This is a genomic window from Mariniflexile soesokkakense (genome assembly GCF_039650365.1).
GTDB classification, from domain to species: domain Bacteria; phylum Bacteroidota; class Bacteroidia; order Flavobacteriales; family Flavobacteriaceae; genus Mariniflexile; species Mariniflexile soesokkakense.
In genome coordinates this window covers 283,371-299,699 of the sequence record NZ_JAZHYP010000005.1, presented here as the reverse complement: position 1 = coordinate 299,699, position 16,329 = coordinate 283,371, and the positions used below count along the sequence as shown (strand labels likewise).

Below are 16,329 nucleotides of genomic sequence, written 5' to 3'. Positions count from 1 at the left end.
AAAACTAAGGGTGCATAAGCCGTAACATCGCTTTAGCGTGTTACCCTCTTGCTCTTCGATCCTTATGTTCACAATGTCATTTACATAGGGTTCTCTTTTAATATAATTAAGTTGTTATTTAGAACTTTTTTATCATTATAGTACTTTAACTATACATAAAAACAGGAGTTACAAAACACTCAAAAAAAATAAACAAAATGAATTAATTATCTAAATTATTTATATTTTATTCCACTTTTTACTAAAATTCACAAAAGGAGTTAATATAGTATTACTTTCTGCTAATTATTATACTTTATAAAAAGATTAACATTTTAATTTTACCAAAATCAAATATTACAATTTTGCCTAAACGAAGTAATTGATCATAAAAGCTTGATTGTAATTAATTTAAAACTAAAAACTAACCCACACTATGAAGAAAATTTTACTCAAAAAAACTAAAATGAATTATTGTTGAATAAAGAATAATTCTGTGAATTCTAATCATGTTGAATTTTAATACTTTATTCAACAAACCTTTTTCTCTTATTTTAAGAATGCAAATAAGACCATAATAGTTTTTTTGTTAATAGGCATTGTCAACTATTTATCACTAAATAATAAAAAAACTTATTAGAATGAAAAAACAAATACAATTAAATCTAATTGCTTCATTTAGCAACTTAGAACATAACTTGAAAACCAAAAATTTATGAAAAAAATGAACTTTATGCCTCTCAGAGGAGTTCCAAGTAAATACAATTTGCTTTGTTATAAAATAGCATTCCTTTTCATGTTTATTTTCAGTTTTACAGCGCATGCACAGACCAAAAGCGTTACTGGAAAAATACTTGATTCTGATGGGGTTCCTGCTTTTGGAACAACAATTCTGGTTAAGGGAACTAATCGTGGAGTAACTACAGATTTTGATGGAAATTATTCTATTAATGTATCTGCTAATGAAATTTTAGTATTCTCTTCAGTAGGATTTAAAACACAAGAAATAGCTGTTAGAGATAAAAGCAAGATTAATGTAACATTAATTCCTGATCAAGAGGTTTTAGATGATGTTGTTGTTGTTGCTTTTGGGAAAAAACAAAAGCAAGAGTCTGTAGTAGGTGCAATATCCAAAATATCCGGGGATAAGCTAATGTCAGTTAGAATGGGTAGTAGTGTTGAGAATAGCTTACAAGGTAGGCTGCCAGGTTTAACGGTAATTCAAACAGACCCAACTCCTGGAGAGGAAGCACTTGGGGGTTATTATGCCGCCTCACCTATACAAATGTCTATTCGAGGTAATTCATCTATGGGTAGTAATACACCTCTTTTTATTGTAGATGGCGTTGAAAGACCTTTTTCAAATATAGATCCTAACGATATTGAATCAATTTCTGTGCTTAAAGATGCATCTGCTACAGCAGTGTATGGTGTTAAAGGGGCAAATGGTGTAATTATTGTAACTACAAAAAGGGGGGTAAAAGGTTCTATAGAATTGGATTTCTCAAGTAGCTTTTCAATGAAAGAAGCTGCTATTCTGCCAGAATATATGAATGCTTATGAAACCATGAAGTTAAGAAATGAAGCTTGGGCGAATGATGGTTTATGGAATTTAATGGTTTCAGATGAAGTATTAGAACATTATAGAACTCAAGATTTACCGTATTTGTACTCTAATACAGATTGGATGGATTACTATTTCAAACCGGGTTTCGATCAAACATATAATCTTAATGCAAGAGGTGGAAATAATTTTGTTCAATACTATGCGTCTATAGGATTTCTTAAAGAAGGTGATATATGGGCAGTTGGCGATAAATTTCCTTATGATTATGATAAGCAAAATGCCAATTATGGAAGTACAAGATATAATTTTAAAAACAATTTAGATTTCAATATTTCTAAGACCTCTAAGCTTATGGTTAACTTAGGAGGTAATGTTAAAGCATGGGGTAAGCCAAATGATACGTTTACACAACCAATATGGTATGAACCTGTAACTTCAATGCCATTTTACCCTGCTGATGCTTTAGAGCAATACCCAGACAATGTTATACCATATAACCAAACAGGTTCTAGACCTTATATCAACCCAGCACAAGGTGAAGTTGAAATGAACTGGTTAGGCGCCCAAGGTTTTAACAGGTATAAGGCAAATGAACTAAATGTAGATATTAAGTTTGATCAAAAACTCGATTTCATTACTGAAGGTTTGTCTACAGCACTGCTTTATTCGTACAATTCAAATGTAATTTATGAAAAACGATATGTACTTCCACAATATTTTGGATATTACCTAGATCCAGACACGCAAGAGTGGTCTAGATTTGATAATTATGGCGGGCAAGATTTAGATACACCTCAACCTGTTTTACAGGTAAATGGTTCTGAAAATATTTTCAAAGGATGGAAAAATCAATTTATCCAATACAATATTGGGTATAATCGTACTTTTGGTAAGCATACAGTTTCAGGATTAGGTCTTTTCAGTCGTAGAAAATCTACAGGAGATCAATTGTATTTCTTTCCAAGTTTTGAAGAGAATTGGGTGGGTAATGTAAATTATAGTTATGAAAATCGCTATTTTCTAGAAGCGAGTGTTGCTCATACTGGATCTGAAAAATTTGCACCAGGATTAAGATTTGGTACATTCCCCGCAGGTGGTATAGGATGGGTAGTTTCTAATGAAAAATTCTTTGGAAACTTTAAGGAATCAATGAATCTTTTTAAAATTAAATACTCATACGGTGTAGTAGGTAGTGATGCTGGCATTGGTAGATGGTTGTATTTATCTGAATACACACAAGGAGGTGGAACATCTTTTGGTTATCCTCAACAAGGCTATCCTTATATAAATGAAGGGAATTTACCAATATTGGATGCAACTTGGGAAGATGCTTACAAGCAAAATTTAGGTTTTGAACTTGGTTTTTTTCAAAATCTAATTACGCTTAATGTTGATTTATTCGATGAAAGAAGAGAAAATATGCTTCAATCAAGACAAAGAGTTCCTACTTGGGCCGGTGTTCCTGCAATACAAGCTAATATTGGATCTTCTAAAAGTCATGGTTTTGAAATAGAGTTAGGATTTAATAAAGCTTTTAATGATGGTTCTTTTATCATGTTTAAAGGCAATATGTCTGCTTCAGAAAACAGAATGGTATATTATGATGAATCTGATAATATCCCTTTTAACTTAAAAGCAGAAGGTAAGCCAGTAGATATAGCAAGAAGAATGGGGTCTTACACGCCAGCAACGGGTATTGTTACACAAGGGTTCTATCAAAATTTTGATGATTTATTCTTGTATCCTACCGTAGGTGGAGGAAGTCCAATTGTAGGTGATTTCAAATTCTTAGATTTTAATGGAGATGGTACTGTTGATACGCAAGACCGTGTTGTTGCTGAAAGCCCTTCTATACCTAATATGACATGGAATGGAACTTTAAGTGGTGGCTATAAAAATTTATCATTAGAGTTAAATTTCTATGGTATTAGCAGTGTGCAAACACCAATGAGACAAGGAGGCTTGTTCTTCTTATATCCATTTACTGAAAATAAAGATAATGCTTACACTGCGCATGCCAACCATTGGACGCCTACTAACACCAATCCGCAATTTCCTGCGGTACATGCTGAAGCTAGCAAACAATATAATTATCAAATTAGTGATTTTTCTATGGTTGAAGGTCAATACATACGTTTAAGAAGTGCTAACCTACGTTACGCAATTCAATCTGAAACTATTAAAAAGGCAACAGGTATAAAAAGTTTAGAATTGGGATTAATAGGAACAAATTTATGGACTTGGAGAAAACGTAAATGGGGAGGAGATCCTGAGGGAGGAAATTACGGAGTAGATTTTGGTGCTTATCCGCAAATGAAACGATATACTTTCGAGCTACGTGCAAGATTCTAATAAAAAAATAAGAGACATGAAAAAAATATTAAAATTTTTATCAATTATACTAGGTTTTTCTGCAATGATTAGTCTTTCTAGTTGTGAGGATTACTTAGATAAAGTTCAGGATTCTGCAGGAATTTCTGAAGCTGATATACTTGAAGATTACTTTAAGTTTAGACAGTATGAGGACGGTATGTTCAGAGATTTACAAAACTATTTAAGTGCTGGAGATTATAGTTACATAGCAGCTTTAAGTGATGAAGGCTATGTAAACTCTATAAATTGGGAAACCATGCCAATTGCACAAAGTGGAGATTGGCTTAGAGCCTACGATACAGGGCAAGCGTTACAGTTTTATGGTGTTTGGGGTTCATGGAGAAGCATCCGAATTGCTAATAGAGTTATAGAATTACTGCCAAAATTAGAAAACGCAACGCAGGTTGAAAAAGATAGGCTAAAAGGGCAAGCACATTTTATGCGAGCATGGTATTACTATGAGTTTCTTAAACGCCAAGGAGGGATGCCATACATTACGAAATCATTTAAAGCGTCTGATGAATTTTCTCTACCTCGTCTTTCTTTTCATGAAACAGCTTTGAAAATTGCTGCCGATTGTGATTCTGCTGCGGTATTGTTACCTCAAAGATGGGATATTCAAAATTTAGGACGACCAGAAAAGGGAGCTGCTATGGCAGTTAAAGCATCTGCTTTATTGTTTAGTGCTAGTCCAAGTAATAATACAACCAACGATAATGCAAAATGGGAATTAGCAGCTGAAGCTTCTTGGGATTTATTGTCGGAGTTAGGTCCTTATGGAAATAACAGATATAAATTATTAGAATCTGGTGGTACAGACCAAGTAACTTATAAAATACCTACTGGAGCATCAGAAAGATATGAAACCATACAGTATGCTAGCGGATTTGATAGTATTTTCATGTACCAACCTTATCATGATGAAATTATTTGGGAAAACTATGCTGCTGTTGGAGATGGTGGTGGTGCTTACCGTGTTTTAACAACAACTAGTATTCAAAGTAAAAACGTAACACAAGGATTTACACCTTCGGCTAATTTTGTTGATAGATTTGAAACTAAAAATGGATTAGCTATAACAGATGATTCTTCATTTGATAGTCAGAACCCATACATAGATAGAGATCCAAGATTTTATCATTCTATTCTTTTTAATGGAGAAAGATGGACAAGTCAATCGGGTAAATATTTAGAATTATTTGATGGTGGAACAGAAAGGAAGAGTCAACCTGGTGATGCACACTTAGGGTATATGGCAAGAAAATTTTGGGGAAAAAATGTAGATCAATGGTCAGGAACCGCAGCACCGCAAACACATATTATATATTTTAGGTTAGCAGATATTCTTTTACAATATGCAGAAGCAGCCAATGAAATAGGAGGACCAAATTATACGCTTCCAGGAGCTTCAATAAGTGCTGTTCAAGCTGTAAATATAGTGAGATCTCGTGTGAAAATGCCAAATGTAAAAGCACTATATCTTTCAAGTAAAGATGCTTTTAGAGAGCGTATAAAAAATGAAAGAGCCGTTGAGCTTTACCTGGAAGGAAAACGATTTTTTGATCTTTCTAGATGGGGAGATGCCAGTAAGTTAGAATATAAACAACATCTTGCTGATGATTTTATATTAAATCCTTCAGCACCTACAGGTTATGATATTAATAGAAATAACGTACCCTATTTTACACGCACATTTAATCAAAAACATTACAAATGGCCTATTCCATTATCAGATGCCTTAATGTTTGAAGAGTTTAAACAAAATCCAGGATGGTAGAATTTTTAATAACACGAAAAAATAGAACAATTATGTATAGAAAAATCGCAAAGATGTTGATGTTTTTTACAGCTATCGGGGTATTCAGTTCTACATCTTTATACGGACAAAGCAATGATGTATTCACATCTGTTGTTACTGGTAGAGTTATAAATAGTGAAGGGCAGCCTATTCCAAATGTTTTTGTAAAATCATTTGAAACAAAAGACAAAGGTATAACAAATAATCTAGGAGTATTTTCAATAAAAGTTTCTTCAACTGAAACCGACCAAATTGTAATTGATGAATTGGGTTATGTAATGAAAGTAACTGAAATTAATAAAGGTGTTTTGGAAAACCCTGATATTACATTAATGAATAGTGGTTATATTGAAAACAATATGGTGCAATTACCATATCAAACTATTTCAAATAACAGAAGTGTTTCTTCAACTTATACCATTACGGGTGACGAGTTGGCATCGTACCCATCGGGTATATTTTTAGAAGCGCTTTCTGGTAGAATACCTGGTTTACAAATAACACTTTTTAATAATAACCCAGGTAATGAATCTGTTTTTGCAAGCCTAAGAGGCGAAGGTGTTTCATTTTATATAGATGGTGTTATAAGAAATCCTTCAGATTTAACAGTTTTTGAAATAGAAACAGTGCAGGTTATTAAAGATATGTCTGGTAGGGCAGCGTTGGGTTTGTCTGGTGTTGGTCCGGTAATGTGGATTACTACTAAAACAGGAAAGAAGTTTAAAAAAGACATATCTGTATCTACAGAAAGTGGTTTTAGTTCGCCTACATCAAAGCCAGAATATTTAGATTCTTATAACTACGCAACGTTATATAATGAGGCATTGACTAATGATGGTTTGTCACCACTATATTCTGCAACAGCTTTAACAGCTTATAGAAATGGCACAAATCCTTTATATTTTCCAAATGTAGATTATAAATCAGATTATCTCAGAAAATCAAGTGTATATAACAGAGCTAATATTAATTTTAGTGGAGGAGATGATAAGGTTAACTATTTTTCTCTTTTAGATTATGTGAGAACTACAGGTTTGGAAAAAGTTGGAGAAGATACATCTTCAGATCGTTTTAAAATAAGAGGTGGTGTTAATATTAAATTAACCGATAAAATACAGTTTAATGTAAACTTATCAGGTACTTATCAGGAATTAGAATTTCCAAATGTAGGAGGTAGCGCTAATCAATTTAATATTTATAACTACATAGCTAACACGCCTTCAAATGCGCACGCTATTTCTTATGATGGAAAGTATATTGTTAGTAATGATTTTCCAACAAATATTGCAAATGAACTTTTAAATGGAGGTTATGCAGAGGGTTCAAATCTTAATTCTCAAAACAGTGCAACCTTGTTGTTAGATCTTGGAGCCATAACTAAAGGACTTACATTTACGGGTACAGCAGCTTTTGATATTTACAGCAATGTTATTAATAATAAAGGAGGATCAGCAGCATTATATTTATTGCAACCAAACAATGTATTACAATTATATACTGATGAAGTTATAGCGCCAAATTTAGGAACAGGAAGTGATAATTTTACTAGAAGTACAACTGCATTAGGTTCTTTAAATTATGATAGAGTATTTGGTAAGCATGCTTTAACTATGAATGCTTCATTTTATAGCGGACTTGTAGAAACACGTCGATTTGCAAATTACCAACCAGTTAATAAAAAGGACTTTAGTTATAGAGCAAATTATGCATATAACGATAAGTATGTTTTACAGTTAGATCTTGCTTATTCTGGAAGTATGAAGTTGCCAAAAGATAACAGATATGATTTGTATCCTTCTTTAGGAGCAGCGTGGATAGCTAGTAATGAGGCTTTCTTAAATACAAGTAAGGCTGTAAATTACTTGAAATTTTTTACGTCTTATGGCGTAATGGGTAATGATAATTTCAGAACTGGTTTTGATACTTCTTACAACCCTTATTATTTAGGTACAACACTTTGGCAAAATGTTGGAGGTTGGCAGTCTGGTATTGAAGGGAATAAAGGTAATGTTGTAAATATTTATAACATTCAACAAGCAGGTAGTACCAATTATGAGCTTCCAAAAGTTAGTTATTTGAATATTGGCTTTCAAAGTGAAATGTTTAATAAAACACTATCAGTAGAAGCAAATTATTATGCTAAAAGAGACTATAATCAAATATCCCCAAGAAGTTCTTTAACTCCATCATTATTTGGTACAGGAGGATTTCTTCCTTTAATCAACTATGGTGAAACAAAATATTGGGGATTAGAAGGTTACTTACAATATAAAAACACTATAGGTGATTTAGAATACAGTTTTGGAGGTAATGTAATGTATAATAGATCTAAATATATTGACGTAGATGAACCAGTTGCTTTAGAAGGTTACAGAAAATTAGCTGGCACAGAAACAGATATGTATAGAGGTTATGTGGCCGAAGGGTTGTATCAAACGCAAGCAGAAATAACATCGAGAAGTGTAACACAAAGTTGGGGAGATGTACAACCAGGAGATATCCGTTATAAAGATTATAATGAAGATGGTGTTATAGATGAAAAAGACATACATGAAACAGGAGCACATGCACCGAGAATATACTATGGTTTAAACCTAAACTTAAAATATAAAGGGTTTAATTTATTTGTAGTAGGTCAAGGATTGGCTGATGGTGTTACAAATGTAGGTGGTAATTATTTTGTGGGTAATAACCCAAGAGCAAACTACTCTGAAGTTATGTTAGATAGATATCCTGTTACAAACGATTTACCTCGATTAACTACACAATCCCAGAACAACTTCCAAGGTTCAACATTTTGGTTAAAAGATGCGGCATACTTTAGTATAAAAAATATTGAGTTAAGTTATACTATGCCTAAAGTAATAGCTGCAAATTTATCATTACCAAATTTAAAGTTTTTTGTTAGAGGTAAAAACATAGCTTCATTCTCTAAGTTTTCAAAATATAACTTAGATCCAGAAAGTACCTCGGCAGGGATCTCACAGTACCCAGTTTATAGAACTTTTACACTTGGAGCATCATGCAAATTTTAATTAATAACAACAAGATTATGAAACATAAAATATTTTATTATTTAATATTCGGCATCTTTGTAACGTCATGTGATATTGATCCGTTACCAATACAGGATCAAACAACAGAAGACCTTTGGAGTCATTCCACCTACGGAGAAGGCATTTTATCAAATGCCTATGCAAACCTTAGCGCTGATTATCCTGTTTATATGGATTATTATACAGATAATGCTGTGCCAAACCAACCCGGTACAAATGCTCTAGCATTAGGAACTTGGAGTGTGGAAAATAGCCCATTAGGAAATTGGAATCAAAATTATAACATGCTTAAGTATCTCAACTTGTATATAGCAAATGGTACTGATTTAATTTATAGTGTGTCAGATAAGGAAAGAGATTCAATTCTTAAGTCTAACAGAATGGGAGAAGCTCGCTTTTTAAGAGCTTGGTATCAATCAGAATTATTAAAAACATATGCTGGTAAAGTAGATGGAAGCACAGAGGTACTTGGTTTTCCTTTAGTAACAACTGTTTTAGAGCAAGGTGATAATTTAGATCTTCCAAGAAATACTTATGAAGCATGTGTTACACAAATAGTAGCTGATTGTGATGCTGCAATAGCAGTATTACCTTTAACTTACAGTAATGGAACGGATCCTTTTACAGGTTTAACTAATAGAGGTAGAGCTTCAGGTCTAGCAGCTTATGCGTTAAAAGCCAGAGTGCTTTTAAATGCTGCAAGTCCTGCTTATGGAAGTTCAACTCAAGCATTATGGGAAAGAGCCGCTACAGCTGCTTACGAAGCTATTGAAGCTGCAGGTGGTTTAAAAGACTTAGCAGCATACAATAATTTTAATAATGCAAATAATTTTGATAATATTTGGATACAACCAACATACAATAGTAATGCATGGGAAAGAAATTTTTATCCTCCTAGTTTGTTCGGTGCTGGTTTATGTAACCCATCTCAAAACTTAGTGGATATTTTCCCAACAGCAGATGGATATCCAATAGAAACGAGCAGCACTTTTGATGATGAAAATCCTTATGCTAATAGAGACCAACGTTTTAATAGATTTATATTCTTTAATGGAGATAATTATAATAGTAATATCATTAAAACATATAATGGTGGTGATGATGCCCCTGGAGGATTAACACAACAAGGAACCAGAACTGGTTATTACATGAAAAAACTTTTAAGTAAAAACGTAAGACTAAATCCTAACGATGCAACTTCTGATATTAAATTTTATGTTTTTCTTAGCAAAACAGAGCTTTATCTTAATTTTGTAGAAGCAGCGAATGAAGCTTATGGACCAAATGGAGCAACCTTAGGTTATTCTGCGGCAGATGTGATGGCAAAAATAAGAATGCGTGCAGGTATAGATTCAGATCCTGTTGCAGCAGGTTTTCAAGATCAGTATATGTTAGACCAAGCAAGCGCAGGTAAAGATGCTTTTAGAATTTTTATTCAAAATGATAGACGTATTGAATTATGTTTTGAAGGCTTTAGATTTTGGGATGTTAGAAGGTTGAATCAACCATTAACCCACACAATTAAAGGTGTGAAAATTACTAGAGATTTAGTAAATGGTGATTCGTATGATTATATAAATGTAGAAACTCATTCGTATCAAGATTATATGAGATATGCCCCATTACCATTTTCACAAACATTGATAATGAACAATCTTAAACAAAATGCGGGTTGGTAATCCTCTAAATTGAAAAAGATTTAATACAAATAGATATGAAAAAAATATTATTATTTTTAGTGTTGATTAGCGTTATAACAAGCTGCTATGATGATTTTAGACTAGACAATGAATACTCATCTGTAGCATTTTCAAGTGCAGATGGAGGATCTAATGAATCTGGTGTTCTTTGGCGAACGGTTGTTAAAGGAGAAGGACTAAAACTTGATGCAGGTATATACCTTGCTGGAATTTTAGATAATAAAAAAGAAAGATGGGCGGATTTTGAAATTGATCCAGAACTTCTTTTAGGTACTGATTATACGTTGTTACCCTCAGATTATTATACATTAAGCAACAACAGCAGATTTGTAATAAAATCAGGTGAAACTGTAGGCAAGGTATCAATAACTTTAGATTCATTAAAATTTGTAAACGATGTTCTTACAACTAAAATGAATTATGCAATACCGTTTAAATTAGTTGCTACTTCTGAAGATAGTATTTTAAGCACTCAAAGTAGTAAAATACTTGTGATTAAATATATTAATAAATACGAAGGTTTTTATGAACAAAAAGGAACATTTCAAACAGTTTCTTCTGATAATCAAATTTTAAATTCAGGAAATATAAATAACGTAATTAAAAGCAATACTATTTTTTTAGATTCTATAGAAAATAATGGCGTTATGAATTTAATAGGTCCAGATTACAAGATGAAATTGCGAGTGAATGCCGATAATACGGTCTCATTACAGTATAGTCCAAACCTAAATGTAGATAATTCACCAAAAAATATTGCATTAGATGCAACGGTTACTTCATCTTATGTAGCACCTTGGAATAATGAAAATGCAATTAAAAGTGGTACTACTCCGGCAAGCTCAGCTTTTACTGCTCAAAATTTAGCTTGGGGTAACTATGGAGCTCCCTCTGGGCCTGCAGCAGAAAATTGGGTTCAGTATAATTTTGGCTCAAAATTTTCCATAACAAAGTCAGAAGTTTATTGGGCTGCCGATGGTGGAGGTGTGGTGTTCCCTAATAAATCATATCTTAAATATTGGGATTTAGATTTAGGTGCATGGGTAACCCTAAAAAATAATAATATAGTTAATGGGGTTCCTGTATCAGATGCAGATTATGGTGTTATCAATATAGGAAATGATCCGGATAAATATAACGTAACTACATTTGATAAAATTGATACAGATAAAATTCGTATATACGCAACACCTCCCGCTGAGTTTATAGGAATTCATGAGTGGAGAGTTTGGGGAGTGCCTGCACCTTCAGGGTTTGAAACGGCTCCTATAGCAACTATTGTTGAAAACGGAATTAATACATACAATCCTGCTACAGGTACTTTCACTTTAAACTATACTGTAAATTATGTTGGAGAGGATTATAAAACAAATGTTTCTACAAAATTGGTTTGGAGAAACAGAATTAGAGATGGTGTAAATGAATGGAGACGTTAAATATTTTTAAAATATCTATTCAAGAGCTTAAATTTAATTATTAAAAAATAAAGTTCCCCAATACGCACTAATGTATGAAGTATGTATTGGGGATTTTTTTTTTGAAGTATTCAATCAATCATATAGTAGCATCTTTTTATGTCAATTAGAATTTATAAAATGAAGCATAGTTTAAAAAGAAAACCTTCTTTCTTTTTTGTGGTATTACTTTTTTTAATCACTTGTAATTTTTTAAAAGCACAAACTTTTAATAGAATCGAAACGGTAGCAGGTTTAAGTGTTTTAGAAGAAAATAACGGTGTAGCTATTGCAGATTATAACAAAGATGGGTTTCTTGATATGTTTGTAGTTGCATTAGGAAAAGATCAAAATGGTGTTGAAAAAACCCATAGTAGATTATTAAAAAATAATAATGACGGCACATTTTCAGATGTGACTGAAGCAGTAGGTTTATTGCTAAATTTATTTCCATTAGAAAAAGATGGAACTACTTATGATAAAGTTTTTGAAGGTGTAAAACATGGAGCATTTTGGGGTGATTATGATAATGATGGTTACCCCGATTTATTTATGACCAATGTGTATCAAGTTTATCTTTTTCATAATGAAGGCAACGGTACTTTTATAGATGTTACAGAAACTTCAGGGCTAAATATAGACAGTAGATGTATTAATACTGGAGCAACTTGGTTTGACTATAATAAAGATGGATTTTTAGATTTATACATTTCAGATTGGAAAGGTTGTGATAGTAATAGTTTTTATGAAAACAATGGTGATGGAACATTTACAAGCAAAATAGACTTATTTGGAAATACAGAACACAAAAATTCTTTAATGAGTATTCCATTTGATTTTAATAATGATGGATGGATGGACTTATACCTTGCAAATGATGTAATTAACAGAACTAACGATTTATTTATAAATCAAAAAGGCAAAGGTTTTACTGAAGAAGCTAGCAAATATGGTTTAGACCATGCTAGAAACGATATGGGTATTGCGTTTGGAGATTATAATAATGATGGTTTTTTTGATATGTATATTACCGATGTGCTACTAAATCCTTTACTAACCAATAAAGGAGATAACACTTTTGTAGATTTAGCTGTTGAACAAGGTGTACAATTAGGTGGCTGGTCTTGGGATACCGTGTTTTCAGATTTTGATTTAGATGGCGATGAAGATTTATTGGTACTTAATGGTTTCGAATATAAAGGGCATAGTACGGAAAAAAACATTTATTATCAAAATAGACATGCAAATGGAATACCAAAATTTATTGATAAATCAGTCGATTCTAATTTGGGAGAACTAACAATAAGCGTTGGAGCTGGTGTTTTTGATTTTGATAATGATGGTGATGAAGATATTCTGGTAACAAATACTGATAGACCTTCATTTTTTTATGAAAATAAAACCAGAGATTTTACCAATACGGTACAAGGTTTAAATTGGCTAAAAGTAAACTTAGAAGGTACAATATCAAATAGAGATGCCATAGGAACAAAATTGGTATTAAAAACAAATAAAGGAAAACTCTCTAGGTATTATTCCGGAAAAGGATTTTTATCACAAAACTTAAAATCTGTTCATTTTGGTTTAGCAAACGCAAATCAAATACAAGAGTTAAGAATAACATGGCCATCTGGCTTAATAGAAATATATAATGACTTGCCATTAAATAAAACTATAAATTTTAAAGAAGGCAACTCATATACAATTCCCAATATAGCACCCAGCATAAAATTATATGGTTGTACCGATCCTAATTCGTGTAATTATAATCCTAACGCCACTATTAGTTCTGGGGATTGTGTGTATCTCAAAACAGTATCTTCTATTTATGGAAATAGTAATGCGTTAAAGTTTAGTATCGAGGATTATTCATATCCGCCACAATCAGGAAACACAGTAACATGGGATGTTATAGGAGGAAGCATTTTAGAAGGGAAAACAGCAAATACCGTAAAAGTACAATGGGAAACTGGTACAGAAGGAACTATAAGTGTTATTGAAAAAAATAATAGTTGTAGTAGCAAAAGCATTGTTTTAAAAGTAAAGTTAAGAAGTGACTCAGATCCAATACCACCAGTAAATAAAAAATCTGTTGCAAGATTATGGAATGAGGTATTGCTAAATGCTATAAGGAAAGATTTTGCGCGTCCTACAGTACATGCTAGAAATTTATTTCACACAAGTATAGTTATGTATGATGCTTGGGCAGTATATGATGAAAATGCAAAACCATACCTTTTAGGAAACACTGTTCATCAATTCACGAGTGATTTTGAAGGATTTCAAACAACAGAAACCATAGAATTAGCAAGAGATAAAACAATTAGTTACGCTGCATACAGACTTTTAAAACACAGATTTCAGAATTCGCCAAAACTTGAATTAACTATGGGGTATTTTGATAATTTAATGCAAGAGTTGGGATATGATATAAACAATACTTCTTTGGATTATAAATCTGGAAACTCAATAGCTTTAGGGAATTATATAGCAAAAACCATTATAGATTATGGTTATACAGATGGTTCTAATGAAATAAATAAATATAAAAATAGTTACTATCAACCGGTTAATCCTCCAATATTACTCAATAATCCAGATATAAATGAGGGAGCCTTATTGTACCCTAATAGATGGCAGCCTTTAAGTTTTGATACATTTATAGATCAAAGTGGTAATTTAATTGAAGGCGCAACGCCAGCATTTTTAGGTGCTGAATGGGGTAATGTAAAACCATTCAATTTAGAGGAATCCGAAAAAAAAATATATACTAGAGCAGGACAAAATTATATTGTGTATGACGATCCTGGTATGCCACCTCAACTCGATTTAGCAAAATCAACACCTTCTAGCGATGCTTATAAATGGAGTTTTTCATTGAATACTATCTGGAGTTCGCACCTCAATCCTCATGACAATGTAATGTGGGATATCTCACCAAAGTCTATGGGGAACATCAATTTTAATTTAATTCCAAAGTCTGTAGAAAATCATAAATATTTTTATGATTTGGAAAACGGAGGAGATATAAGTAAAGGTCACACCATTAATCCGCGTACAAATGCACCTTACAAAGAACAAATAGTGCCAAGAGGTGATTATACAAGAGTTTTAGCCGAGTTTTGGGCCGATGGTCCAGATTCAGAAACACCTCCAGGGCATTGGTTTTCTATATTAAATTATGTTAGCGACCATGAATTATTCAAGAAAAAATTTAATGGTACCGGAAACGTTTTGAACAATTTGGAATGGGATGTTAAATCGTATTTTGTTTTAGGAGGCGCCATGCATGATGCGGCCATATCAGCTTGGAGTATTAAAGGTTGGTATGATTACATACGTCCTATTTCAGCTATTAGATTTATGGCAGAAAAAGGACAAAGTTCAGATGCTTCTAAAAGCAATTACAATATTGCAGGGATTCCGTTGGTGAAAAATTTTATTGAAACAGTTGAAATAGGAGATCCTTTGGCAGGAGAAAACAATAAAAATATAGGAAAAATTAAGTTATACGCTTGGAAAGGACATGATTTCATTTTAAATACAAATACAGATGAAGCTGGTGTAGGCTGGATTTTAGCTGAAAACTGGTGGCCATATCAACGTATTTCATTTGTTACACCACCTTTTGCAGGTTATGTTTCAGGGCATTCTACGTTTTCTAGAACAGCCGCAGAGGTTTTGACATTGATAACAGGTGATGAATATTTTCCTGGAGGTATGGGTGAGTTTTTTGCAAAAAAAGATAAGTTTTTAGTTTTTGAAAAAGGTCCTTCAGTTGATGTAACTCTGCAATGGGCAACTTACAGAGATGCTTCAGACCAATGTAGCCTTTCAAGAATTTGGGGAGGAATACACCCGCCAGCAGATGATATTCCAGGAAGAATAATTGGAGAACGCATAGGAAAAAAAGCATACGATTATGCTACAAGTTTTTTTGATAAAGATGCTTTTAATAACAATCAAAAACATGCTATTTTTCCAAACCCTTTAAAAGCAAATAGTGAAGAATTAATTATAACCAATACAAATCAAGCAGATGTTGTTAAGCTTTTCGATCTTAACGGAAGATATATACAATTGGTTGCTAGTAGTTACTCTGAAACAAATAGAACAACAATTTTGAAATTTCCAAAATCAATAACTACAGGAATTTTTATTCTAAAAATAAACAATAAAACCTATAAGATTGTTGTTCAATAATTGATGTTTTAAAACCATCGTAAATAGTTTGAATCTTATCCTAAATTAGCGTATTACAAATATAAATTGGTTTAATTTAATCATATTTTTTAGTAGTTTTTTTAATATAGAATTTAAAAATGGGTAATATAATACAGTTTTCTGATAATAATATTTCGTTCTTAAAAATTTAAGATGTTACCTTTATATTATATGAAGC

6 protein-coding genes are annotated in these 16,329 nt (G+C 32.4%); all 6 read left to right on the top strand.

The features are described from left to right. Positions 1-694 precede the first annotated feature (694 nt). The 6 genes from VP395_RS12135 (at position 695) to VP395_RS12110 (ending at position 16,130) form a co-directional block, all read left to right on the top strand. The gene (locus VP395_RS12135) at positions 695-3,898 is read left to right on the top strand and encodes a SusC/RagA family TonB-linked outer membrane protein (protein ID WP_346242279.1); all 3,204 of its coding nucleotides are present in this window, start codon (positions 695-697) and stop codon (positions 3,896-3,898) included. A 16-nt stretch (positions 3,899-3,914) separates the two neighbouring features. Beyond that, entirely contained in the window at positions 3,915-5,696 is a 1,782-nt protein-coding gene (locus tag VP395_RS12130) for a RagB/SusD family nutrient uptake outer membrane protein (RefSeq protein WP_346242278.1), read from the top strand. 32 nt (positions 5,697-5,728) lie between these two features. Continuing rightward, the gene (locus tag VP395_RS12125) at positions 5,729-8,752 is read left to right on the top strand and encodes a SusC/RagA family TonB-linked outer membrane protein (protein WP_346242277.1); all 3,024 of its coding nucleotides are present in this window, start codon (positions 5,729-5,731) and stop codon (positions 8,750-8,752) included. 17 nt (positions 8,753-8,769) lie between these two features. Continuing rightward, entirely contained in the window at positions 8,770-10,452 is a 1,683-nt protein-coding gene (locus tag VP395_RS12120; RefSeq protein WP_346242276.1) for a RagB/SusD family nutrient uptake outer membrane protein, read from the top strand. 35 nt (positions 10,453-10,487) lie between these two features. Beyond that, positions 10,488-11,909 (top strand): DUF1735 domain-containing protein, encoded by a 1,422-nt coding sequence (locus VP395_RS12115; RefSeq protein WP_346242275.1) that lies wholly within the window; start codon positions 10,488-10,490, stop codon positions 11,907-11,909. A 159-nt stretch (positions 11,910-12,068) separates the two neighbouring features. Further along, a complete protein-coding gene (locus tag VP395_RS12110) occupies positions 12,069-16,130 on the top strand; it encodes an FG-GAP-like repeat-containing protein (RefSeq protein WP_346242274.1) in 4,062 nt (1,353 codons plus the stop codon). Positions 16,131-16,329: the final 199 nt, after the last annotated feature.